Origin of the sequence: Mannheimia kashgarensis, assembly GCF_041807705.1 — a bacterium.
In the GTDB taxonomy this organism is placed as follows: domain Bacteria; phylum Pseudomonadota; class Gammaproteobacteria; order Enterobacterales; family Pasteurellaceae; genus Mannheimia.
Genome location: NZ_JBGTYY010000002.1, coordinates 167,433 through 191,230, shown reverse-complemented (window position 1 = coordinate 191,230; position 23,798 = coordinate 167,433). Strand labels below are relative to the sequence as shown.

The 23,798-nt window shown below is 39.7% G+C and carries 21 protein-coding genes; 8 read left to right on the top strand and 13 right to left on the bottom strand.

All coding sequences use genetic code 11. The features are described from left to right. Window positions 1-139: 139 nt before the first annotated feature. Window positions 140-1,159, bottom strand: coding sequence for a class II fructose-bisphosphatase (gene glpX, locus ACERCF_RS02165; RefSeq protein WP_373624456.1), 1,020 nt, complete (start codon window positions 1,157-1,159; stop codon window positions 140-142). A 195-nt stretch (window positions 1,160-1,354) separates the two neighbouring features. On the opposite strand from glpX, the gene zapB reads away from it, so the two are divergent. Both zapB and ACERCF_RS02155 read left to right on the top strand, forming a co-directional pair. Then, window positions 1,355-1,573, top strand: coding sequence for a cell division protein ZapB (zapB, locus tag ACERCF_RS02160; protein WP_188156326.1), 219 nt, complete (start codon window positions 1,355-1,357; stop codon window positions 1,571-1,573). Window positions 1,574-1,626: 53 nt separating this feature from the next. Next, window positions 1,627-2,208 carry a thymidine kinase gene (locus ACERCF_RS02155; RefSeq protein ID WP_373624455.1) on the top strand — a complete coding sequence of 194 codons (582 nt, stop codon included), beginning with the start codon at window positions 1,627-1,629 and terminating at the stop codon, window positions 2,206-2,208. A gap of 115 nt (window positions 2,209-2,323) precedes the next feature. Here ACERCF_RS02155 and ACERCF_RS02150 read toward each other — a convergent pair whose 3' ends face one another. From ACERCF_RS02150 to ACERCF_RS02135, 4 genes are all read right to left on the bottom strand, one after another. Beyond that, window positions 2,324-3,442, bottom strand: a complete 1,119-nt coding sequence (locus ACERCF_RS02150) for an anaerobic sulfatase maturase (RefSeq protein ID WP_373624454.1) — start codon at window positions 3,440-3,442, stop codon at window positions 2,324-2,326. A gap of 53 nt (window positions 3,443-3,495) precedes the next feature. Beyond that, window positions 3,496-4,944, bottom strand: a complete 1,449-nt coding sequence (locus ACERCF_RS02145; protein ID WP_373624453.1) for a sulfatase family protein — start codon at window positions 4,942-4,944, stop codon at window positions 3,496-3,498. Window positions 4,945-5,181: 237 nt separating this feature from the next. Beyond that, on the bottom strand, window positions 5,182-6,873 hold the full coding sequence (locus ACERCF_RS02140; RefSeq protein WP_373611564.1) for a solute:sodium symporter family transporter: 1,692 nt from the start codon (window positions 6,871-6,873) through the stop codon (window positions 5,182-5,184). Between the two features lie 141 nt (window positions 6,874-7,014). Continuing rightward, complete coding sequence (locus ACERCF_RS02135; RefSeq protein ID WP_373624452.1) at window positions 7,015-7,566, bottom strand: Crp/Fnr family transcriptional regulator; 552 nt, start codon at window positions 7,564-7,566, stop codon at window positions 7,015-7,017. A gap of 101 nt (window positions 7,567-7,667) precedes the next feature. Here ACERCF_RS02135 and ACERCF_RS02130 point away from each other — a divergent pair, with 101 nt between their 5' ends. Next, the gene (locus ACERCF_RS02130) at window positions 7,668-8,483 is read left to right on the top strand and encodes a sulfite exporter TauE/SafE family protein (RefSeq protein ID WP_159630227.1); all 816 of its coding nucleotides are present in this window, start codon (window positions 7,668-7,670) and stop codon (window positions 8,481-8,483) included. On the opposite strand, the gene tsaB is transcribed toward ACERCF_RS02130, so the two are convergent. The 6 genes from tsaB to rnd form a co-directional block, all read right to left on the bottom strand. Further along, window positions 8,460-9,158, bottom strand: a complete 699-nt coding sequence (tsaB, locus tag ACERCF_RS02125) for a tRNA (adenosine(37)-N6)-threonylcarbamoyltransferase complex dimerization subunit type 1 TsaB (RefSeq protein WP_373624462.1) — start codon at window positions 9,156-9,158, stop codon at window positions 8,460-8,462. The genes ACERCF_RS02130 and tsaB overlap by 24 nt on opposite strands. A 70-nt stretch (window positions 9,159-9,228) precedes the next feature. Beyond that, window positions 9,229-10,317 (bottom strand): 3-deoxy-7-phosphoheptulonate synthase AroG, encoded by a 1,089-nt coding sequence (gene aroG / locus ACERCF_RS02120; protein ID WP_373624451.1) that lies wholly within the window; start codon window positions 10,315-10,317, stop codon window positions 9,229-9,231. Between the two features lie 82 nt (window positions 10,318-10,399). Then, entirely contained in the window at window positions 10,400-11,239 is an 840-nt protein-coding gene (gene ypfJ / locus ACERCF_RS02115) for a KPN_02809 family neutral zinc metallopeptidase (protein ID WP_373624450.1), read from the bottom strand. A 228-nt stretch (window positions 11,240-11,467) separates the two neighbouring features. Beyond that, a complete protein-coding gene (locus tag ACERCF_RS02110; protein WP_373624449.1) occupies window positions 11,468-14,131 on the bottom strand; it encodes a DNA translocase FtsK in 2,664 nt (887 codons plus the stop codon). A gap of 10 nt (window positions 14,132-14,141) precedes the next feature. Further along, complete coding sequence (gene lrp, locus ACERCF_RS02105; RefSeq protein ID WP_025236006.1) at window positions 14,142-14,624, bottom strand: leucine-responsive transcriptional regulator Lrp; 483 nt, start codon at window positions 14,622-14,624, stop codon at window positions 14,142-14,144. Between the two features lie 56 nt (window positions 14,625-14,680). After that, window positions 14,681-15,799 (bottom strand): ribonuclease D, encoded by a 1,119-nt coding sequence (gene rnd, locus ACERCF_RS02100; protein ID WP_373624448.1) that lies wholly within the window; start codon window positions 15,797-15,799, stop codon window positions 14,681-14,683. 133 nt (window positions 15,800-15,932) lie between these two features. Between rnd and ACERCF_RS02095 the strand changes: the two genes are divergently transcribed. Both ACERCF_RS02095 and bioD read left to right on the top strand, forming a co-directional pair. Continuing rightward, window positions 15,933-17,120: an ROK family protein gene (locus tag ACERCF_RS02095; protein ID WP_373624447.1), complete on the top strand. Its 1,188-nt coding sequence runs from the start codon at window positions 15,933-15,935 to the stop codon at window positions 17,118-17,120. Window positions 17,121-17,172: 52 nt separating this feature from the next. Then, window positions 17,173-17,892 (top strand): dethiobiotin synthase, encoded by a 720-nt coding sequence (bioD, locus tag ACERCF_RS02090; RefSeq protein ID WP_373611571.1) that lies wholly within the window; start codon window positions 17,173-17,175, stop codon window positions 17,890-17,892. A gap of 20 nt (window positions 17,893-17,912) precedes the next feature. Here the strand turns inward: bioD and ACERCF_RS02085 are convergent, their stop codons facing one another. Beyond that, complete coding sequence (locus ACERCF_RS02085; protein ID WP_373611572.1) at window positions 17,913-18,122, bottom strand: alternative ribosome-rescue factor A; 210 nt, start codon at window positions 18,120-18,122, stop codon at window positions 17,913-17,915. Between the two features lie 140 nt (window positions 18,123-18,262). On the opposite strand from ACERCF_RS02085, the gene ACERCF_RS02080 reads away from it, so the two are divergent. Genes ACERCF_RS02080 through ACERCF_RS02070 form a run of 3 tightly spaced genes read left to right on the top strand, consistent with a single transcriptional unit; the run spans window position 18,263 to window position 21,078 of the window. Then, on the top strand, window positions 18,263-19,018 hold the full coding sequence (locus tag ACERCF_RS02080) for a class I SAM-dependent methyltransferase (protein WP_373624446.1): 756 nt from the start codon (window positions 18,263-18,265) through the stop codon (window positions 19,016-19,018). Between the two features lie 32 nt (window positions 19,019-19,050). Next, window positions 19,051-20,127 carry an AI-2E family transporter gene (locus tag ACERCF_RS02075; RefSeq protein ID WP_373624445.1) on the top strand — a complete coding sequence of 359 codons (1,077 nt, stop codon included), beginning with the start codon at window positions 19,051-19,053 and terminating at the stop codon, window positions 20,125-20,127. A 15-nt stretch (window positions 20,128-20,142) separates the two neighbouring features. After that, window positions 20,143-21,078 carry a gluconeogenesis factor YvcK family protein gene (locus tag ACERCF_RS02070; RefSeq protein WP_373624444.1) on the top strand — a complete coding sequence of 312 codons (936 nt, stop codon included), beginning with the start codon at window positions 20,143-20,145 and terminating at the stop codon, window positions 21,076-21,078. A gap of 83 nt (window positions 21,079-21,161) precedes the next feature. Here ACERCF_RS02070 and topA read toward each other — a convergent pair whose 3' ends face one another. Continuing rightward, window positions 21,162-23,768, bottom strand: coding sequence for a type I DNA topoisomerase (gene topA, locus ACERCF_RS02065; RefSeq protein ID WP_373624443.1), 2,607 nt, complete (start codon window positions 23,766-23,768; stop codon window positions 21,162-21,164). Between the last annotated feature and the right edge of the window lie 30 nt (window positions 23,769-23,798).

The following is a 23,798-nucleotide window of genomic DNA, read 5'->3' as shown; positions in this document are numbered from 1 at the left end:
AGAGGGTTGTTAGAATAAAACATGAGAGTTTCCTTTTTGTTTAGATTGATTTTTGACACTCATATTCTAAACGGGAAACTCTCACTTTTTAGAGTGAATTGTCAGATCAAGTCTAATCTTCTACACTTTATGGAGAAAATCATAAATCCATTAATGAAAGAAGTTCATTATCTTTACGATCAACGTAATGGTCAGATTGGATTTTACGGATAGTTCTTGATTTACCACGAATTAATAGGGTTTCTGTGCTGGCAATATTGCCTCTACGCTTAATGCCTTTTAATAAATCCCCCGATGTAATACCCGTTGCGACAAAAACGAGATTATCATCACGCACTAAATCTTCTAATTTCAGCACCGTATTAATCGGTACGTTCATCTCTTTACAGCGAGAAAGCTCTTTTTCTGTTGCAGTTAAGTGCTCAGGAGTATTTCCTTTCACCTGGTTGCGAGGAATTAAACGAGCATTCATATCACCACCTAAAGCACGGATTGCCGCACCTGCTACAACACCTTCAGGTGCGCCACCAATACCATAAAGCAGATCTAATTCGCCATCAGGTAAACAGCATTGCACTGCAGCTGCCACATCGCCATCAGGAATTGCAATTACCCTTACCCCGAGTTTTTGCACATCAGCAATAATTTGCTCGTGGCGAGGTTTTGCTAAAATAGCAATAGTTAATTGAGAAAGTAATTTGCCTTTTTTAGAAGCAACACGGCGAAGATTTTGTTCAAGCGGGAGGTTTAAATCGATCATTCCTTTGCATTCAGGGCCTACTACCAGCTTTTCCATATACATATCAGGTGCTTTTAAGAATGTATCTTTACCACCTGCTGCAAGAACAGAAAGTGCATTTGCTTGCCCCATTGCTGTAATGCGTGTACCGTCAATCGGATCAACTGCAATGGCAATTTCATCGTCTTCCAAACGAGACAAACCGATTTTTTCCCCAATATAGAGCATAGGAGCTTCATCAATTTCCCCTTCTCCGATAACAACTTCACCACGAATTTCCATTTGGTTAAGCATAAAGCGCATTGCCTTAACAGCCGCTTCATCAGCCGCATTTTTATCACCACGCCCGAGCCAAGAATACGCCGCAAGTGCAGCCGCTTCTGTTACACGAGAAAATTCAAAAGAGAGATTTCGTTTCATTTTTATTCCTTAGTTTCTTGAAAGAAAAACTTTAAAAGAAGTGAGATTACATTTTAGCAGTAACTGAAAAATTACGTTACTAAAAAATCACCATTTGAATAAAAATTCATAAATAACCAAACTTTTTTATAAAAATAAAGTCTGATTTAGAGTATAATCTTTATAAGTTTTACAATCATTTAGAGGGAATTTATTATGTCATTATCGGTTTTAGACCAATTAGAAGAAAAAATTAAACAAGCTGTTGAAACAATCCAATTACTTCAATTAGAAGTTGAAGAGCTAAAAGGTAAAAATGATACAGCTAAACAAGAAAATGAAACTTTACGCAACGAATACGAGCAGTTAAAAGCGGAACAACAAAATTTCCAAGATCGTTTACGTTCACTTTTAGGTCAAATCGACAACGTTTAATCCTTAAGCTAAAAACGGCTAAATTATTAGCCGTTTTTTTATTGTTCTATATTATGGCAAAGCTCTATTTTTACTACTCTTCAATGAATGCAGGGAAATCAACCACCCTGCTTCAATCTTCTCACAATTACCAAGAACGCGGAATGAATACGCTCGTTTATACTGCAGCGATTGATGATAGATTTGGCGTTGGCAAAGTTAGTTCTCGTATTGGTATTTCACAAGAAGCTAAATTATTCAATGCAGAAACCGATTTATTCAAGGAAATTAAAGCATTAAATTCACAAGAAACGTTACACTGTATCTTAATTGATGAAGCTCAGTTTTTAACAAAAACTCAGGTTTACCAATTAACCGATGTAGTAGATAAATTAAAAATTCCTGTCCTTTGTTATGGATTAAGAACCGATTTCCAATCAGAACTGTTTGAAGGAAGCAAATATCTATTAGCTTGGGCTGATGAATTGGAAGAGCTAAAAACTATCTGTGATTGTGGCAGAAAAGCGCATTTTGTTGTCCGCCTTAATGAAAAAGGTGACGCAATTAAAGATGGCGAGCAAATCCAAATTGGTGGTAATGATAAATATCTCTCTGTTTGTCGCTATCACTACAAAGAAAAGCTAGGAAAGCTATAATATTTATGTAGAGGCTAATTGCAATTAGCCTCTATAAATACGAACAATGCAAGCGGTTAAATTTCTCTAAAAATTTGCAAAAAATTGAAGAAATTTAACCGCTTGTTTATTTTAATTATCTACTCGCAAACCTAATCTGCTCACTCATCTGTCGCATTGCGGTGGAAGTTTCTGCAAACCAGTGTTGGTAAGAGGCACAGAGGTAGTTATGCTTTTCGCCCTCTGCCTGCGGAATGATGCGATGTTTCGGGCAGCCGCCGTGACAGAGAATGCGAAATTTGCAGGATTTGCAAAGTTCGGAGAGTTTATCCCGCTTGTTGTTGCCGAATTGAAGTTGTTGGGGCGATAAGACAATGTCCGCCATTGATTGCTGATTCAGGTTGCCGACTTTGTAATCGGGATAGACAAAATGGTCGCAACTATACACATCGCCACAGGATTCTACCACTAGCGATTGCCCACAAGTCGGGCGGAAAACGCAGTTGTTGGACGGATAGCCGAGCCACTGCCCGAGTAGGTTGTCGAACTCAATCACAAAGATTTGCCCCCTATCGGGTAGCCATTCATTAAACACATCAACTAAGAATTTGCCGTAGCCGTGTGGAGGCACGGAGAATGGTTGCAGTTTGCCGTGATTATGCTCCACCACTGGAATGAACTGCATATAACGACTGCCGAGCTGTTTGAGGGCGTGATAGGTCTCTTTGCCGAGCTGCCAGTTGCGGTCATTCACCACCGTCAGTGTGTTAAATGCTACGCCAAATTCATTCAATAATTCGACAGCACTTTTGACTTTTTCATAGGTTGGCTTGCCGTTTACCGAAATGCGGTATCGGTCGTGAATATCACTGAGCCCGTCTATGGATAAGCCAATCAGGAACTGATTTTCTTTGAAAAAGGCTGCCCATTGGCGGTTCAGAGCAATGCCGTTGGTTTGCATTGCATTGCTGATGGTTTTGCCGTTTGCATATTTTTGCTGAAATTTGGCCGCTTGTTTATAGAAATCCAGCCCAAGCAAAGTCGGCTCGCCACCCTGCCAGACAAATTCCACCCGATGATGTTGGCTTGATTGAATGTAGTTGCGAACATAATTCTCCAAAGTCGCTTCGCTCATAAATTGCGTTTTTTCTTTGGGAATGGAATGCTTTTTTTCTAAATAGAAACAGTACTCGCACTTGATATTACAGTGAAAGCTACTCGGTTTTGCCATCAGGTGAAAGGGGGCGGTGTTCATTCATCTCCTTCTGCATTTTTGTAGGGACGTATGTCATACGTCCCTACCAATGATTATATCTCATCAATAATCCGCCATACCCAGTTTTCCAATGGGTCGTTTAGGCGTTTCATCTCTTGACGCATCTCTTCCAACAGCTCTTTTTTGATTGCTTTGTAAGCCTCATCATAGAAGAGGTTGTGCATCTCTTCCGGATCTTTGCGGACATCGTACAGCTCGCAACGGTCGGTGGCGTTGAAGACTAATTTGTAATCCTTACGCCGCCACATTCGCTGTTCGAAATAGACGAAATGCCCCGCTAACTGGCATAGCAAGCCTTTACGGTCGTTTTCTCGGCTTTCACGGGTAATCGGCAGGATACTTTCGCCCTGAAATGCCTCAGGCACAGGCTGATTTGCCACATCATACACGGTGGAAGTGAGGTCGTGAAGATAGACCAGGTTATCATCAACTTCATTCACCCGTTTCGATTGCGGATCTTTGATAATCAGCGGAATGTTGTAGGTCGTTTCAAACATAAATTCGCCTTTCTCAATCATTCGGTGAGCCCCCATCGCATCGCCGTGATCGGCGGTCGCCACAAGGAAAGTGTTATCGTAGAGGTTGTTTTCCTCTAAGAAACGGAACAGCTCGCCAATCGCATCATCAATTAAAGTGATGTAGCCCCAGAATTTAGAAATCACCTCTTTCCATCGCTCTTCGCCCGCTTCCCACATTCCCCACATTTGCGAAATGGTGCGGTAGTGGTTCGGCTTGCCTTCCAGCGGTTTGAAGAAACTTTCGTCCAGCACCACTTGATTTGGATCGTACATTGAGTAATACGGCTCAGGCACGACACACGGGGTATGCGGCCCCCAGAAGTTGATCCACGCAAAGAACGGTTTATTTTCGTTTAAGGACGATTGAATGTATTTTTTCGCCTCATCAATGATAAACCACTCAATCGCCTGCTCTCTGGTTCCCGATAGCAAGCCACACAGCTCTTGTACTTGCAAATGCGGGTTATCACCGAAGTAGGCTCGGCTCACTTCTGGGGCATCGTAGCCTTTTTCCGCCAGCCACTCTTTGTAGCGGTTGGAGTGTGTCGGTGGTTGGTTGAAGACCAGATTTTTAAACACTTGGCTGCCCGGGTAGCCGTAGCCGTCAAAGTTATGTCCAGCAATGCCGTAATCTTCCGGCACGGATTTAGTGCCGACATGCCATTTGCCGATCACAAACGAGTTATAGCCCTCAACACCTGCAATGTTCGGATTGTTTTGTGGAATTTCCCCAATCCCGCCCTTTTCCCCGTTTTTGATAATCCCGTGACTGGACGGCATTAAGCCAGTGAAAAGTGAGGTACGAGCCGGCCCGCAAACAGAAGCAGGGGTGAAAGCGTTGTTGAAACGGATCCCGTCTTTCGCTAAACGGTCGAGGTTCGGCGTTTTCACCACTTGATGACCGTAAGTCCCTAGCATATCTTTGCGGACCTGGTCGAGAAGAATGTAGATGATGTTGTTCATAGATGACCTCTTTTTATGAAGTGTGTAGCTGATAGCTTATGAACCAGTGATCAAACTCCCCTCTTTAGCAAAGTAGGGGGGCAGGCTCTTTCTTAATATTCGTAGGGGCGGGTCCTGTGCCCGCCCCTACACACAATCATTATTTATTTAGAATTTGACAACCCCTGCTTTGCTAAGAAAGGGGGATCAGATCACTAAAAATAGTAATAAGGTAGGGTGTTCCCCTACCTTTCTTATTTAGGCCTTTTTCCCTTTCGCTCTTGCAAAAAAGAAGGCAATAATCACCGCTTGTACTACCGCATAGACGGTCAATACGGTGCTTGGGCGGCCCTCGAGTGAGGCTAAACCCAGTGGTGAGAGTAACGCATAGATACAGATTAAGCCCCACGCGATAGACGCAACCGCTAACGGTGCGTGTTCCCACGCAGTTAAATCCATATTCGCGTGATTGGTTTTGTTATCTTCATACGGAGTTGCTCTTCTTAAGAATGTGCCTAAGACTAACATCAAAATCACATCAAACAGGAACAGGCCACCTTGCACATACACGAAGTTGATTTTAACATCAAACACCCAAACGATTGAGAAGTAAAGGATAACGTGTACTAATAGAGCGATACGAGCTGCTAAGCCAGAGACGGTTTTGTTGAATAAGCCGACCGCAAACAGTGCCACGATAGGAATGTTCACAAAACCCGCAAAGCGTTTGGTTAAGAGGAAGATACCGTCTGTACCGAACATCAGTAACGGGCCACAGATCATCGTAATCACCGCCATCACCGCAGAGACTTTTTTCGCATAGCTAATCAGCTCGCCATCGCTGAACTGTTTTTTGCTGATAGACGGCAGTAAGTCTTTACAGTAGATCGTTGCGGCTGAGTTTAAGAATGAGTTGAAGGTACTTAAAATCGCCCCGAACAGTGCGGCAATAAAGAAGCCTTGTAACCAAGTTGGGAAGGTTTTATTGACTAATTCAGGGTAAGAGACATCAATTGGTTTTAAGCCTTCACCTAAAATGTGGAAGCTCAATAAGCCCGGTAAGTTTAGGATTAACGGCAAGAATAACAGGAATAATGCCGCAATTAAGATACCTTTTTGACCTGCTTTTAAATCTCTTGCACCCAATGCCCGTTGGACAATCGCTTGGTTGGTTGTCCAATAGAAGAAGTGAACGACCATAATACCCGTGAAGATAGTCGGCCACGGCACAGCATCGCCCGATGCCCCCACCGCATTCCATTTTTCCACATGGGTAGTGGTAATGGTTTTAAACCCTTCCGCCATACTGCCATCACCTAAGTGGATTAAAGCAAATACAGGTACAAGTAACGCCCCGATCACTAACAGCACCGCATTCCAAGTATCAGACACGGCAACCGCTTTTAAGCCACCGAAGATCGCATAAATCGCCCCGATGATACCAATCGCAACCACGGTATAAGTAATCGCTTCACCGTAGCTTAAACCGAAGTTGGCTTCTAAGCTGAAAATTTTGTTAAAGGCAATCGCACCGGTATAAAGTGCGGTCGGAATCACGATAAAAAGATAGAACACCAAGAACAGACCGGACATAATCAAACGAGTTTGGCGGTCGAAACGGTTTTCAAAAAATTCCGGAATGGTGGTGTAACCGTTACGGATATATTTTGGTAACAGATACAACGCCAAGAAACAGAGCGGAATCGCCGCCGGTACTGTCCACGCAATGATGGAGAAGTTACCTGCATAAGAGTTCGCATTTACCCCGATTAACTGTTCGGTGGAGAGCGAAGTTAAGACCATTGAACAACCGATCACGACTGCACTTAATCCACGCCCTGCCAAGAAGTAGCCTTTGGAGGTGGAAAGATCGTCATTGCGGGTTTTCAACCACGAGATATACCCGATCAATGCGGTAACAGCAAGAAAGCTAATTATTGTTAATAACATACATCACCTCAATAAGATTGATATAGACTAATATCCCATTAGAGACAGCAATAGCATAAATCTTCTTTTGAACTATAGAATATGATTTTTGTCATAGTTCAGATGTGATAATGATCACAGTATCAAAAAAATCCGCTTTTTTTAGCGGATTTTTTTCAATTCTCGTCTTGCCCGTATCGCAGTTTCTGTTTCACAGCCTGCAAATTCAGCAATCTCACTGTTTGTCCAACGGTAGTTTGGGTAGTGGTGATGTAAGTAATGAATACTGCTGAATACTCTCTCTTGTGTCTTTTGATACGCAACCATAGAAAGACGGTGTTCAGCATCTTGTAACTCAGTTGAGAGCTGTTTAAGTAATGAGGTAATAAGTGTCGTATTTTCTAACCAAAATTCGGTGAAATTTGATGGTGTAATTCTAATGACTTCAGCAGATTGTAATACTCTCGCTGAACAATGGTAAGTATGGTCGCCAAAAAACGTTCGAAAGCCAAAATAATCTTGGGCTTTATAGATACGTACTAGGCTTTCTTTTCCATTTTCAAGCATATGATATAAACCAATCAACCCACTTTTTAAAAAATAAAACTCCTTCGCTTGGTGACCTTGAGCGTAGATCATTTCCCCTTTTTCTAAATCAGATATAACAGATAATTGGCAAGACAATAACTGTTCTGGTATTGGAAAGTTATCCATTGAGTATCCTTATTATTCTATTTTTATCCCAATATGATTGCGATCATAACCCTGTATCAAAAAAATCAGCATACTAGCTCCAATTTTTAAGGAGACAAATTATGACAATCACAACCGTAATTATTTTGATCGTTTGTGGTGCTGTAGTCAATATCATTTCCGCATTATTAGGCATAGGCGGAGGGGTGTTAATGGTGCCGATTTTACGTTCTTTATTTCCTGAATTACCAATACAAGTTGTCGCCGCTTGTTCACTCACGATTGTAATGGGGACAGCAACCATCAATTTAATGCTATTCCAACGCCAGTACATACAAATTAGCAAAAAAAACATATTGTTATGGTCATTAGGAATGATGGTAGGTGTTCAAGTTGGATTTGAACTAAGTTTTCTCTTCTCTGATAATATGATCATTGCGATCTTTATCTTCACATTATTAACCCTCTCATACAAAACCCTTTTCCTTAAGCCCAAACCAAACAAATTCCGCCTCTATGCTTATAAAGAAACAATATGCAATATAGCAGGCTGTGGATTAGGCGGCTTAATTGCCGGTATTACCGGCATTGGCGGGGGATCAATTATGGCACCGCTCGTGGCTCAAATCCGCTCAGTTACGCCTAAACAAGTTGCTGTTTATACAAATTATATGATGGTTATTGGTGGGATTGGGAATTTATACGGCTACTTATCACGCCCATTTGCATTAATAGATTCGCCGCTCTCAACTTGGCAAACAGGCTATGTGAATTTTGCGATTGTCGGCATTGTAGTGGTAAGCTCGCTCTGTACCGTCTATTTCTCAATGAAATTACGTAATCTGATTAGTGCTGAACTCACCACTAAATTACTTGGGATTGTGCTATTTTCTATCGCTTGTTATATGGGCATATTACAATTCTTTTTTATGGGGTAGCTTCTCCCACGTTACTTCATTTCTGAGATAAACAGGTTCAATTTCAAGAGCAGACTGAACATTGCCTTTTGCAATTTCTGCCTGTGCAATGGATAACATATATCGACTTGAAGGTAAGGTAATTTCACTGACTACAAGCGGTAGATTTTGTTCAGAAAATTGCGAATAAGCTGCCCAACCTGTGCCGACTACAACCGTCTTTTCACTTACTTGGAATTGTTGAATTGCCTTTTCAGGCGAACAGACTTGTTCGGCAACTATTTCATTCCACTCATTGCCATTTCTGGAAAATTGAGCAAAATAAACTTCATTCATTCGGGCATCAATTAATGCAATGATGTTTTCTGCACCGAGTTTTTGGTAGGCTTCTTCTGCCATTGCTTTCAGATTAGAAATTGCGATTAAAGGTAGGTTTGCCCCCATTGCTAAGCCTTGAGCAACGCTCACGCCAACCCTTACTCCTGTAAAACTGCCCGGCCCACGTCCGAATACCAAATAATCAATATCTTTGATTTGAATTTTTGCTTGCGTGAGAAGCTCATCAATCATTGGTAAAATACGTTGTGTATGGGAGCGAGGGCTGATTTCATCAAGAGTGGAAATTTTTCCATTATTGAGTAAAGCAACCGAACAGGCTTCTGTTGCAGTATCTAAGGCAAGAATTGTTGTCATAATCTCTCTAAAAAATAAAAGGCATACGTTTAGACGTACGCCATTATATAAAAATTCGCTTAAAATTGAAATTTTACGGACGATTTTTACGGCGTTGTTCCACCGCTTCGGCTAAAGCAAATAGTGCTTTTTCGCTATCTTCCCAGCCTATACAACCGTCGGTAATGCTTTGTCCATAAACTAAGGCTTCTAACCCTTTGCCTTCAATTAAATCTTGACGACCTTCAACTAAATGGCTTTCAATCATCACACCCGAAATGCATTCTGAACCACCTGCAATTTGTTTACAAATATCTTCACAAACATCCATTTGACGTTTAAATTGTTTTTGGCTGTTAGCGTGACTAAAATCAACCATAACGTGTGGGCGACCGCCTGATTTTTCGATTGCGGTACAGGCTTCTTGAATTGAAGCTGCATCGTAGTTAGTGCATTTATCGCCACCACGCAAAATAATATGGCAATCTGGATTACCTGCAGTAGTTACAATAGCAGAATGACCGAATTTGGTAACCGATAAGAAATGGTGTGGCGATTTTGCTGAAGAAATTGCATCTAATGCAATTTTTACACCGCCATTTGTGCCGTTTTTAAAGCCAACTGCACAAGATAAACCTGAAGCAAGCTCACGGTGCACTTGTGATTCAGTCGTTCTTGCGCCAATAGCTCCCCAGCTCATAAAATCTGCCATATATTGTGGTGTGATCATATCTAAAAATTCGCCTGCCGTTGGTACAGTCAGATCATTAATATCTGATAATACTTTACGGGCAATACGCAAGCCATCATTTAACGCATAGGTTTCATTTAAGTATGGATCGTTAATTAACCCTTTCCAGCCCACCGTTGTGCGTGGTTTTTCGAAATAGACACGCATTACCACTTCTAAATTTTGGTTAATTTTAGGGTTTGCACGCATTTCTTTAATTTTCTGTGCATATTCCAATGCCGCATTAGGATCGTGGATTGAGCAAGGCCCAATTACCACTAACAAACGATCATCAGCCCCGTGTAAAATTTTATGGATTTCTTTACGTGTTTTCGCAACCGTTTCTGCTGCCACATCGCTCGCAGGATAACGCTCTAATAATGCAACTGGAGGTAATAATTCTTCAATATTTGTGATTCTAACATCATCATTTTTAGTATCTGTATAAGCCATTTTTCACTCTCTGAATAAAAAATAAAGTTGTACTATTATAATAGTACAATAATAAGAAGATTTCAAATAATTTAATTCACTTTTAATTAAAAGTATTACAAACTGACGGATTACCTGCTGTTAAGCCCTTTTTGAACCACTCTAAACGCTGAGCTGATGAGCCGTGGGTAAAACTGTCTGGTACAACATAACCTCGACTTTGTTGTTGTAATCTATCATCGCCTACTGCTTGAGCCGCATTAAAAGCATCTTCAATATCACGTTGCTCTAATCTGTTTTGTTGAGCAAGTTGATAACCCCAAACGCCGGCAAAGCAGTCTGCTTGTAATTCCACATTCACCGAAATTTGATTTGCCGCCGCTTTAGATTTCGCTCTCATCTGTTCGCGTTGGGTTTTGTTTGTAATGCCTAATAAATTCTGAACATGGTGACCTACTTCGTGAGCAATCACATAAGAGAATGCAAATTCGCCCGATGCTCTTAATCTTTTACGCATATCATCATAGAATGATAAATCGATATAGACTTTTTGATCCACGGGGCAATAGAAAGGTCCCATTGCCGATTGACCTGTACCACAAGCCGTTTGAGTTGCACCACGATAAAGCACTAAGGTAGGCTCTTTATAAATTAGACCATTTTGTTTGAAATAAGCACTCCAAATATCTTCTGTGCTGGCTAACACTTTAGAAGATAAATCTTCTAAATGTGCTTCTTCGGAACTTTCCAATTTTGAAGAGGCTTGTTGATAACTTTCCTGACCGCCCATTAAACCGCTTAAATCCACGCCATAATAAGCCCCAACTAGCACGATGATAAAGGTAAGAATACCCCCTTTACCTCGCCCAACAGAAATTCTTCCTGAGCTACTTGCACGTCTGTCTTCCACGTTTTTACTACGTCTTAACCCACCTAATTTCATAATTATCTCCAATCCATAAATGAAATTATGGTTGATTTTAGCTCAAAGACTCCCTTTATACTACGATTAATTTAGCCCAAATAAAAATAAGCGGTTAGATTTTTCTCAAAATTTGCAAAATTCCAATAAAATCTAACCGCTTGGTTATATAGCTATTAAAGCTTACCTTGCANAAAATTTGCAAAATTCCAATAAAATCTAACCGCTTGGTTATATAGCTATTAAAGCTTACCTTGCAAGCACTTCTCGTTTTCCACCTTTGCCTGGTTCGGATACAATGCCTTGTGCTTCCATTTGATCCACAATTCTCGCAGCCCGATTAAACCCGAGTGAGAAGCGACGTTGAATATTACTGATAGAAACAGAACCTGTTTCAACTACATATTCGACTACCTCATCAAATAGCGGATCTAAATCGCCTCCTGCATTCTCATTTTTACCATTATTATCTTCTGATTTAGACTCAACAATGCTATCCAGATAGTTAGGTTTTCCTCTTGCTCGCCAGTTGTCCGCCACACGTTGCACTTCTTCATCTTTCATAAACGCACCGTGCACACGAATAATATCAGGGCTGCCTGCTCCAGAGTACAACATATCGCCTCGCCCTAATAAGGCTTCCGCACCACCAGAATCTAAAATCGTTCTTGAGTCGATTTGGCTCGCCACCGTAAAGGCAATTCGGCTTGGGATATTCGCCTTAATTACCCCTGTAATAACGTCAGTTGATGGGCGTTGTGTCGCAAGAATTAAGTGAATACCCACCGCCCTTGCTTTTTGGGCAATTCGCATAATGTACTCTTCTACTTCTTTGCCGGCAGACATCATTAAATCCGCAAACTCATCCACAATTAACACAATATAGCTTAATTTTTGTAGTGGCGGTGGTAAGCTATCCATTGAGTCACCCGGTCGCCACGTTGGATCAGGAATCGGTAAATTCATTGCCGCTGCTTGGTCAATTTTCGCATTGTAGCCTTCAATATTACGCACCTGTAAATGGCTGACTAAAATATAACGGCGTTCCATTTCTTCCACCGCCCAGCGTAACGCATTGGCTGCCTTTTTCATATCGGTTACCACAGGCGTTAATAGGTGCGGAATATCATTGTAAATAGAAAGTTCCACCACTTTCGGGTCAATCATAATAAAGCGAACTTGCTCTGGTGTAAGTTTGAATAACAAGCTTAAAATCATTGTATTCACACCAACCGATTTACCACCACCTGTTTGCCCTGCTACTAATAAGTGTGGCATTTTCGCCATATCCACCACAACCGGCTCACCACTAATATCTTTACCTAACGCCATCGGCAAGGTTGCGGTGGTATTACGGAATTCATCGCTATCTAATACATCACGCAACCACACAGTTTCACGCTGTTTGTTTGGGGTTTCAATTCCCATATAAGGCTTATTTGGGATAACTTCGGTAATACGAATTGCCTTAAACATTAAACCACGAGCAATATCACTCGCAAGATTAGTAATTTTTGAAGCTTTAACTCCCGCTGCAGGTTGAATTTCATAGCGAGTAACTACAGGACCGACTAATACATCTTCAACTGTCGCCTTCACTCCAAAATTGGCTAATTCCGCCTCTAAACGCACGGAAGTATCACGAATTTCTTGCTCGGTAATTTGCTGTATTTGCACAGGCGCTTTATCTAACAAATCTAATGTTGGCAATGGGGTTGTTGGTTTCTCAGTAGTTACTTTTCGTTGTAACAGTGGGTGAATTAAAGTATCACCATAACCTTTCGGGTAATTTGGCTGTTCCGTAACCTCTTTCATTGCTTTCGGTGGTGCTACCATAAATTCAGGCGTAATTTCACGTACATCATCAATTTCTTCTTCAACCTCTTCCTCAATGCTATTTTCCAGTTGGATTTGAGGCGTGATTACGTCGTTTTGAATTGTCTCGGTAAATGATGTTGTAGCCTCAACCGCATTTTCAATTGCGGTATTTAAACGAATTGTCGGCATTTGCACTTCATTTGTTTGAATATACTGCGAGCGATAATCCAATTCTTCAGATTCAACTTGTTCAATAATCTCACCAGTAGATTCAAGTTGAGTATTGATATTAATGGTTGGGAGTGTTAAGTCTTGCTCAATATCATACATTTCACTACTATTTGTTTCAGTAGTAGATTGTCTTAAACCGCTAATATTTGGGCGTTTGAATGCTGAGATATCGGTAAATTGCGGCTGTTTTTCCTCCTCAACCTCAGCAGCTGTTTCTTGTTCAACTGAAAGCGGTTGATTTTGCTCCGAATCTTGCAAATTGTACGAGGCTTCATCAGACTTACGATCGTCTGTTTTTGCCATCAACCAATCATAGAACTGCAATAAAATCGGTAAGAGTGATTGAGCTGAACAGAAATATAAACCTGCAACAGTACAAATCATCGCAATCAATAACGCACCAAACTGACCTATCGCTTCAGAAAGTACAGATTGCCAAATTCCGCCAATAAACCCACCAGAAAGATAGTAAGCTGTGTTTGAGAAAAGCACGCTAAATAAGCCTGAAAGTCCAACCATCAGTAAGATAAAACTAATTAAGCGAAAACAAAAAGTTTTCCATTTCATCTCAGAGCTTAGCCCCATTCCTAACACATAAATTGATGAAATGATTAATGTAAAAGGGACTAACACGGTCACTTTCCCAAACATAGCATAAAGCATATCAATGCTCCAAGCACCAAAACCACCTGCTTTATTTAAGGTTTTTTGTGTAAGCGTGCTTGCTGCTGTCCACGCATTATCTAACGGGCTATAACTTGCCCACGCAACTAACAAATAAATACCAAATAGACAGGCTAATAGAAGCACGAATTTAATTAACGTCTCTTTACCCTTTAAATGTGGTTTGAGTTGTTCTAACACTCAATTCTCCTTACTTTAACAACAAATAGTTAGTTTGTTTCACTTCTTCCATTACCACATAGGTTCGAGTGTCATTCACACCGGGTAAACGTAATAAGGTTGTACCCAGTAATTTACGATATGCTGCCATATCTGCCACACGGGTTTTTAATAGATAATCGAAATCCCCCGATACTAAATGACATTCTTGAATTTCGTCTAACTGCTGGATTGCTTTATTAAATTCCTCAAATACATCTGGCTTACCTCGGACAAGGGTAATTTCCACGATAACCAATAAAGGGGCATCTAACAATTCTGGGTTTAATAAAGCTTTGTAACCTGTAATCACATTATTTTTTTCAAGGCGTTTAACTCGCTCTAAACAAGGCGTTGGCGAGAGTCCTACTCGTTTTGATAACTCAATATTTGAGATTTTTCCGTTACGCTGTAGCTCATTTAAGATTTTTAAATCAATAGCATCTAGTGCTTTAGGTAGTTTTTTATGTTCCATATTTACTCCTTTTTAGACAATTATACTGTGCTAAATACAAATAGTCCTAATTAATTTTACAATAAAATCGATAATAATTGTTCGCCGAAGGGCTTACGCCAGCCAATCAACAATTCAGGCATTTTTTCTTGTGGCTTGTCATCAATAAACCATTTAAATAATTGGTTTAATTGGCGTTTGCTGGCAATCAGTTCTGGGGCAAGATCAAGTGGTCGAATTTCAGCTAATTTTTGCAACATCGCTTGCATACTATATTTGTAGCCTTTTTCGTCCACTAACCGCTGAATAAGCATAGGATAATCGTCAGGCTTAACCGATTTTCCTTGCTCAACTAACCAGAGAATTTTTTTGCCGTGAATTCGAACCTCACTTGGGTGCATAAATTCTAATAATTGAGAGGTATGTTTTGGTTGTATCTTGGCAATCTGAAATAAGTTAGCTTCTTTTACCACAAAATTTAACGCCAGATCTCGTTTTTCTGCTTCATCAATCCGCCATTTAGCTAAAACTTGTAAGATAGCTAACTCTTGCTGGTTTAATCGCCACGCATTAGCAATATTTTTGTAGGCTTTGGTTTTATCTTCAACTCGCTTAATTTTAGCTGATATTGCCTCACACTCTTCTTTAACCGCATTTTGCCAGCTGCCCTTTGCTAATTCCTCAGCCAATTTTTCATAAATAGGTAATAGATACCACACATCTGCTGCTGCATACTGTAACTGTTGCTCAGTTAAGGGGCGAGCAAGCCAATCTGTGCGAGAAGCCCCTTTATCCAGTTCAACTTCTAAATAATGGGAAACTAATTTCGCAAAGCCCATTGATATTCCTACTCCCGCAAAACTCGCCATAATTTGCGTATCAAGCATTGGTTCTGGTAATTGTTTGAATTGATGCTCAAAAACTTCTAAGTCTTCACTACAGGCGTGCAACACTTTTATTGTACTTTTGTCTACCAATAATGAGACAAAAGGCGAGAAATCAGAAATCGTCATAGGGTCGATTAAACTAACTTGCTTACCATCATATAACTGAATTAAACCTAATATAGGGTAATAAGTACGGGTGCGGATAAACTCAGTATCAAGAGCTACGATATTTACTTTTTTAGCCTCTTCGCATACTGCCGCCAGTTGTTCGTTTGTTTCCACCCATTTATAACTAATTAACGATGTCATACCTGTTTCCGTAATTTTTTTAAAGCGTAAAATAATTATGTGATCTATCTCTCATTATAAACAAAAAAAGATTGTTATTTTTTTTAGATCAAAAAATAATTGCCGCCATCAAAATGATAAAAGGGATTTTTAAATGTTTTCCGATAACAAAGCCTTACACTTAGGTAAAATTTACTATCTCATCGAGCAATTTGAATTAATTTCAAGAACTGATTTAGCTAAACTCTCTGGCTTAGCTCCAGCTTCTGTTACTAACCTGACTAAAATATTGATAGATAGCCATTTTATTTTAGAAAGAACGGTGCAAAATACCCTAGCACGAGGTCGCCCCTCTGTTGGCTTAGCTGTTTCGAATTTCTTTTGGCAATTATTATGCGTAACAGTTTCACCGCATAAGGTTGAAATTTCGCTTTGTCAATTAAATGGTAAGCAAATCCGCAAGCAAGATTGTACAATCTCGCCTCAAAACTATGCTCAATTAGATGAGTACATTTTGAAGTTTATCGACAATTTCCAGCAAGCTTACACTATCAATAACGAACAGTTACTTGCTGTTTCGGTAAGTGTTGTAGGTAGAATTAATGCGGAAAAAGGGAGCATTATACAATTAGGTAATCATAATATGCTTTGCTATATCACACCTAAACTTGCTTCATTATTTGATTGTCCAATTTTATTAAGTGAACATTTTCAATTGTGGCTATTGGCAGAATCGACAGTGGGCTCTTTGATTAGCCAAAACAATGTCATTTTCATTGAATTAGATGACACTATAAACGTAAGCGTATTATTAAACGGTAATTTATTACATAAACAATCAAAAATGAATGTGGATAATATGCAACTGCCAAAATTTAGCCAATTAAGTGATGAAACCGTTCCTGAGTTGGAAGCGATCGATCGTTATAAACTGATTAATCAAGTCACTTTTCCTGCTATTGTGCAATTAATTGATAAATATTTACCAAATGATTTAGCCACGCCAGAACAAAAAATCAGCTTATTCTGTCAAAAAATTGAGGAAAATCAACCGCTTGCATTAACTATTTTAGAGCATATTACCGACAATTTAGCCTATGCATTAATGAATTTAGTCAATATTTTCTCGAGTGAGAAAATTATGTTCAACTCTCCTCTACTTCGGATAAAAGAGCCGTTGTTTGACCAACTTTCGGCAAAATTACATAAAAATTTATTACAACAAGATCTGAAAATTGATTTAGTAACCAGCCAATATGATTGGAATAGCCCATTAATTGCTTGTTCTGCCATAAAACAAGGAATTTATAACGGAAATTTGATCAAGGACAGTATAAATTAATTTTTTCTTGGTTAAACTACAGAACGTAAATTTTTTGTCAAAGGAATTTGTAATGCCATCATTATTTATTACTGGAACAGATACCAATGTAGGAAAGACAATTGTTACAAGAGCTATTATCCAAATACTTACTGAACAAGGATTTCCTGTAGTTGGCTATAAACCGATTGCATGCGGTGGTGATGATTCATTGCCAACCGAGCCAACTCAATATGATTATGCCGCGGAAGATAATTCCGATGTATTGACGATTTTAGACAGTTGCCCTAAAGAAGTAAGCTATCGTGATATTAACAGCTATACCTTTATTCACTCCAGCACACCTGTCTTTGCTGCACTTGATGCCGTTCATCACATTCAATTAGAAAAATTGAATAGTGATTTGGCTAGGCTAGAAGCTAAATTCCCTAATGTGGTGGTTGAAGGCACTTATGGCTGGCTAACCCCGATCAACAAAGACTACAGCTTTGCTGATTGGGTAATTCAAAATGATATGCCAGTGGTATTAGTGGTGGGAATTAAAGAAGGTTGTGTCAATCACGCTTTGCTGACGGCAAATGAAATTCTACAACGTGGCGGAAAATTAATTGGTTGGATAGCAAATCGAGTTAATCCGGGTTTACGCCATTATCACGAATTAATTGAGTTACTTACGCAAAAAATTAATACTCCATTATTAGGGCAGATCCCTTATATGGGGCAACCGGAACGAAAACAGCTATCCACTTATATTCAAAACCCAGCCCCCTTATTTGACTATTTCAGCAAGTAACACTCAAATTAAAACCCCATTTAAAAAGGCTCTCTTTGAACATTTTTAAATGGGGTTTCATTTTTTCCATAAGCCACATTTTTATGCTTCTCGTGTCTGCGGTAGCTGCCTTTACCTTTACGGTTCTTTTCAACTTTATGTCTAAAAAGCGGATCTGTAACTAATGCTTTTACTGCACTTTCTTTGATTTCACCTCGTTGATGGAGATAGCCATTATTTTGTTTCGTCATACTATTTTCCTCTTCATAAAAAGTAGGCAATATTCTGTCAAATTCATCTGCCGCTGTATATAAAAATTGGGTATAATTGTAAAAATTTCAATGCAAGCTGTCATATTTTCAGATTATTTTGCAAATTCAGAGGTTTTATTATGAAAAAAGAAGAAGTTGGACATCATTTTTTAGCTCGCTTAGGCAAAACTCGTTTACGTCCGGGTGGAAAACTTGCTACGGATTGGTTAATTGGAAGCGGTGATTTTTCGAAAGATAAAAAAGTATTAGAAGTTGCCTGTAATATGGGTACAACCGCTATCCAGTTGGCTAAACAGTTTGAATGCCAAATTATTGGCGTTGATTTAGACGAAGAAGCACTTGAAAAAGCCCGTGAAAACATCAAATATCAAGAAGTTGAGCATTTAGTTCAAGTGCAAAGAGCGAATGCAACAAAACTGCCATTTGAAGATGAAAGTTTTGATATTGTGATTAACGAAGCAATGCTGACAATGCTTCCACAAGAAGCTAAAGAGAAAGCAATTCGTGAATATCTCCGAGTGTTAAAACCAAACGGTTTTTTACTTACACACGATATTATGCTCAACACCGACAATGCCGATGAATTATTAGCGGAACTGCGTAATGCGATTAATATTACGGTATCGCCACTTACAAAGCCAGATTGGAAAGCACTATTCCATCATTGTGGTTTTAGAAATGTAGAAACTTTTTCAGGTGAGATGTCATTGCTCTCTCCGAAAGGGTTAATTTACGATGAAGGTGTGTTAGGGGCAATGAAAATCGTAGGAAATGCGTTAAAACCTGAAAATCGTGAAACCTTTAATAAAATGTATAAAATTTTCAACGATCCTGATCAAAAATTAGGGTTTATTGCGGTTTGTAGTCAAAAATAATTTTATAGTGAGTTAAAAAGGCAATACAAAATATGTTTCAAATGTTGCGAGAGTGGTATCAAAGAAAATTTACCGACCCCCAAATAGTGGTTTTATTTGGCATTCTGTTAATTGGGTTCGGTATTATTTATTTTTTCAACGATCTATTAATGCCACTATTAGTTGCCCTTGTATTTGCCTATTTACTTGAATGGCCTACTCGTTTTTTAACGGTTAAATTGAAATTACCTAGAACACTGAGCGTTATCTTAATTTTAGGAAGTTTTATCGCTTTGCTCTCATTCTTAGGTGTGGTATTGCTACCAACCTTATGGAACCAAGCGGTAACCTTTATTCAAGATTTGCCGTCAATGTTTAATTTGCTCAATGCTTGGTTACAAGGGCTTCCGGAGCATTATCCGGAATTAGTGGATTACGCTACTGTGGATTCCATTATGAATACCGTAAAAAGCAATATTTTGAGTATGGGTGAATCACTTTTAACGATTTCTATCAACTCTATTATTAGCTTGGTTGGCTTAGGTATTTATACCTTCCTGGTGCCGTTAATGGTGTTTTTCTTATTGAAAGACAAATTAGTGCTAATGCGTTCATTTAGCAGCGTTTTACCACAAAATCGCCGCTTGGCAACCCGTGTATGGTTTGAAATGCAGCAACAAATTGCTAACTATATTCGTGGCAAATTTTTGGAAATTGTGATTGTTGGGGTGGTAACCTACATTATCTTCCTCTTTTTTGATTTACGCTACCCATTACTTCTTTCGGTTGCAGTAGGAATTTCCGTATTAATTCCTTACATCGGCGCAGTATTAGTGAGTATTCCCGTAATGTTGGTTGCTTTATTCCAGTTTGGTTTATCGTCTGATTTTTATTATATAATGCTCGCCTTTATCATCAGCCAATTATTAGATGGAAACCTACTTGTACCGTATCTATTTTCTGAGGCAGTAAACCTGCACCCTCTCACTATTATTATTGCAGTACTGATTTTTGGCGGTTTATGGGGATTTTGGGGCGTATTCTTTGCAATTCCGTTAGCAACATTAGTTAAAGCCGTTGTGCAAGCCATTCCATCTAGCCATACAGAGGCAATTATTTTAGAAAAATAAGCGTTTTAACAAAGAATGGACACTCAAGAACTACCTCAAATAAAGCTCGCTCGCCATCATCACCTAAACCAACTCAATACTGTTGTTGCATTAGGTGGTGGACACGGTTTAGGGCGGCTACTCTCTGCCCTACCTTTTTTAAAAGAACGACTGACAGGCATTGTTGCCACTACCGATAATGGCGGCTCAACAGGGCGTATTCGTTCTCAACAAGGTGTGATTGCTTGGGGCGATTTACGCAACTGTTTAAATCAAATTATTGTCAAGCCTACGGTTGCTTCTCGCCTATTTGAATATCGTTTTGGCGGCACTGGCGAACTGGGTGGGCACAATCTCGGTAATCTTATTCTTACCGCCCTTGAAAATATGCAAATCAGACCGCTTGAGGGTATTAACCTTGTTCGAGATTTATTGCACGTTAGATCAAAACTTATCCCGATGTCAGAAACGCCTGTTCATTTAATTGCACAGCTACAATGCGGTACAAAAGTATTAGGCGAGGTTCAAATTGATGCACTTGCTGAAACACCCCATCATTTAGAGCTAGATACGCCTGTATTAGGTACGCCAGAAGCGATTTCTGCCATTCAAGAAGCAGAGTTAATACTGCTCGGACCGGGTAGCTTTTTTACCAGTATTATGCCAAATTTACTGGTTTCGGATATTGCTCAAGCCATTCGTCAAAGCCAAGCTAAGGTTATTTTTATTGATAATATCGGGCAAGAACACGGCCCTGCAGGGAATTTATCGCTTAATCAACGAATTGAATGGATTGAAAACTGTATCGGACAAACTCGCATAAATGGCGTGATTACCACTGATGATGAACAATCAGAACTTCCAGCACATATTCAGACATTGCGTAAAAACTTATCAGCCGATGATGTTTATTACCGCCACGATCGCAATAAATTAAGTAAAGCGATTGATGAATTAATCCAAAATCTATAAAAACAAGCGGTTAAATTTCTTTTATAATTTGCAAATTGCAAAAAATGAGAGAAATTTAACCGCTTGTAACATCAATTAATCTATTATTTTGTGCGTTCTACCCATTTTCCATCAACGTAATCAACGATCCATTTGGTCGCCTTACCGTTTTTCTCTGAAGTAACATATTGACGTTTCTCTTTACGACTAAAGCGAATAATCGCCTCATTCCCTTCAGGATCTTGCTGTGGAGCATCAGCAAGATATTGTAATTTTTCAGGCAATCTTTCACGATATTTTGCCAATTCAGCCACTTTTGGCGCTCGACTTTCACGCACTTTTGGGAAATTGTGGGCAGACATAAATACTCCACTTGCACCATCACGCAACACAAAATAGGCATCGGCTTTTTCGCATTTTAACTCTGGGAAAGCGATAGGCTCTTCTCGTGGTGGAGCAACTTCGCCATTTTTCAACACTTTGCGAGTGTTATCACAGCTTGTACACCCCATATATTTACCAAAACGACCGAGTTTTAAGTGCATATCTGCACCACATTTATCGCATTCAACAACAGGCCCATCATAACCTTTAATTTTAAATGAGCCTTGTTCTACAATGTAGCCATCGCAATTTGGATTATTCCCACAAACGTGCAATTTACGCTCTGCGTCAATCACATAACTATCCATCGCAGAATCACATTTCGGGCAACGTTTACGGGCCATTAACGCCTTAGTTTCGGAATCAGAATCCAGCACATTGAAAAATTCTGCTTCTGGAATTAAATTCATCGTGGTTTTGCAACGCTCTTTCGGTGGTAAAGCATAGCCTGTACAACCTAAGAAAACCCCTGTAGAAGCGGTACGAATTGCCATTTTTCTTGCACAGGTTGGGCAATCAATCTCCGTTGGTACAATGCTATTTGGCTTCATTCCGCCTTCAAGCTCATCTAATTCCGCTTGGGTTAGCTCTTCAGAGAAATGTTTGAAGAATGTATTTAACTCTTCTTTCCAATTCTTATTGCCTTCCGCAATTTGGTCGAGAATTTCCTCCATATTAGCGGTAAAATCGTAGTTCATTAAATCTTTAAACGATTCATTTAGACGATCCGTTACCACTTCGCCAATTTTTTCCACATAAAAGCGTTTATTTTCGGTACGAACATAACCACGCTCTTGAATGGTTGAAATAATCGAAGCATAAGTTGAAGGACGACCAATTTTCCGTTCTTCAAGCTCTGCCACCAGAGAAGCCTCATTAAAACGGGCTGGTGGTTTGGTAAAGTGCTGGCTTGGTACAACCTCATCAAGGTTGAGTTTTTGGTTAAGTTCTACTGCAGGTAATTCTTGATCTTCAGGATTTTTCCCTTGCACAGGCAATACTTTTGTCCAACCGTCAAAACGCATTACACGTCCGTTTGCTTTTAATTCATAATCGCCAGCTCGAACGGTTAATGAAGTCGAATCATAACGTGCAGGCAACATCTGACAAGCTAAGAAACGACGCCAAATTAGGTCATATAAACGTTCTGCGTCTTTATCCATACCTTTTAAATCTGCCATTTTCACGTTTACATCAGACGGACGAATGGCTTCGTGGGCTTCTTGTGCGTTATCTTTACTGCGATACACATTGGCTTTTTCAGGCAAATAATTTGCACCGAAGTTATCTTCAATATAACCTCGAGCCATCGCTAGAGCTTCACGGCTTAGGTTTGTAGAGTCTGTACGCATATAAGTAATATAACCTGCTTCATACAAACGCTGTGCCAACATCATTGTTTTCTTTACCCCAAAGCCTAAACGTGTGCTTGCGGTACGTTGTAACGATGAAGTAATGAATGGAGCAGAGGCACGAGAACTCGTTTCTTTCGCTTCAATATTAGAAATAATAAAATCACTTTTTTCTAACGCTTGAACCGCAACGTTGGCTTCTTCTTCATTCTTTGCTGCGAATTTTTTGCCTTTATACGAGGTTAATTCAAGCGGTAATTTTTTACGATTAATTTGCGTATTGGCTTGAATTGTCCAAAACTCTTCACTTTGGAATGCTTTAATTTCACGCTCACGCTCAACGAGCAATTTTACCGCCACAGATTGCACACGCCCTGCGGATAAGCCACGAGCAACTTTTTTCCACAGTAATGGCGATACCATAAAGCCTACCACTCTGTCTAAAAAGCGGCGAGTTTGTTGAGAATTAACACGATCAATATTCAGCGGCTGCGGATCTTCAAACGCCTTTTTAATTGCATCTTTGGTAATTTCATTAAAGACCACTCGGCTAAAACGGCTATCGTCGCCACCAATAATCTCACGCAAATGCCACGCAATCGCCTCCCCTTCTCTATCCAAGTCGGTTGCGAGATAGATATGGTCTGCTTTCTTCGCCAGTGATTTTAATTCAGACACCACCTTTTCTTTATCAGGCATAATCTGATAGTTCGCTTTCCAGCCGTTGTATGGGTCGATCCCCATACGTTTTACTAACGCAGTACGTTCTTTTTCTGCTTTTACTTTTACTTTTTCCTCAGCACTCATTCCTTTTGTTGAGATCGGCTTTGCTTTTTCGGCTTTTTCATCGCTACCGCTTTTCGGTAAATCACGAATATGCCCGACACTTGATTTCACCACATAATTGCTACCAAGATATTGATTAATTTTTTTTGCCTTAGCAGGAGACTCCACAATAACGAGTGATTTGCCCATAATTTATTACCTAATTTTTAATAATTATTT

Excerpts from the sequence above, each read along its gene's own strand:
- glpX (WP_373624456.1), bottom strand. The coding sequence starts at position 1,159 with ATGAAACGAAATCTCTCTTTTGAATTTTCTCGTGTAACAGAAGCGGCT.
- zapB (WP_188156326.1), top strand. The coding sequence starts at position 1,355 with ATGTCATTATCGGTTTTAGACCAATTAGAAGAAAAAATTAAACAAGCT.
- ACERCF_RS02155 (WP_373624455.1), top strand. The coding sequence starts at position 1,627 with ATGGCAAAGCTCTATTTTTACTACTCTTCAATGAATGCAGGGAAATCA.
- ACERCF_RS02150 (WP_373624454.1), bottom strand. The coding sequence starts at position 3,442 with ATGAACACCGCCCCCTTTCACCTGATGGCAAAACCGAGTAGCTTTCAC.
- ACERCF_RS02145 (WP_373624453.1), bottom strand. The coding sequence starts at position 4,944 with ATGAACAACATCATCTACATTCTTCTCGACCAGGTCCGCAAAGATATG.
- ACERCF_RS02140 (WP_373611564.1), bottom strand. The coding sequence starts at position 6,873 with ATGTTATTAACAATAATTAGCTTTCTTGCTGTTACCGCATTGATCGGG.
- ACERCF_RS02135 (WP_373624452.1), bottom strand. The coding sequence starts at position 7,566 with ATGGATAACTTTCCAATACCAGAACAGTTATTGTCTTGCCAATTATCT.
- ACERCF_RS02130 (WP_159630227.1), top strand. The coding sequence starts at position 7,668 with ATGACAATCACAACCGTAATTATTTTGATCGTTTGTGGTGCTGTAGTC.
- aroG (WP_373624451.1), bottom strand. The coding sequence starts at position 10,317 with ATGGCTTATACAGATACTAAAAATGATGATGTTAGAATCACAAATATT.
- ypfJ (WP_373624450.1), bottom strand. The coding sequence starts at position 11,239 with ATGAAATTAGGTGGGTTAAGACGTAGTAAAAACGTGGAAGACAGACGT.
- lrp (WP_025236006.1), bottom strand. The coding sequence starts at position 14,624 with ATGGAACATAAAAAACTACCTAAAGCACTAGATGCTATTGATTTAAAA.
- rnd (WP_373624448.1), bottom strand. The coding sequence starts at position 15,799 with ATGACATCGTTAATTAGTTATAAATGGGTGGAAACAAACGAACAACTG.
- ACERCF_RS02095 (WP_373624447.1), top strand. The coding sequence starts at position 15,933 with ATGTTTTCCGATAACAAAGCCTTACACTTAGGTAAAATTTACTATCTC.
- bioD (WP_373611571.1), top strand. The coding sequence starts at position 17,173 with ATGCCATCATTATTTATTACTGGAACAGATACCAATGTAGGAAAGACA.
- ACERCF_RS02085 (WP_373611572.1), bottom strand. The coding sequence starts at position 18,122 with ATGACGAAACAAAATAATGGCTATCTCCATCAACGAGGTGAAATCAAA.
- ACERCF_RS02080 (WP_373624446.1), top strand. The coding sequence starts at position 18,263 with ATGAAAAAAGAAGAAGTTGGACATCATTTTTTAGCTCGCTTAGGCAAA.
- ACERCF_RS02075 (WP_373624445.1), top strand. The coding sequence starts at position 19,051 with ATGTTTCAAATGTTGCGAGAGTGGTATCAAAGAAAATTTACCGACCCC.
- ACERCF_RS02070 (WP_373624444.1), top strand. The coding sequence starts at position 20,143 with ATGGACACTCAAGAACTACCTCAAATAAAGCTCGCTCGCCATCATCAC.
- topA (WP_373624443.1), bottom strand. The coding sequence starts at position 23,768 with ATGGGCAAATCACTCGTTATTGTGGAGTCTCCTGCTAAGGCAAAAAAA.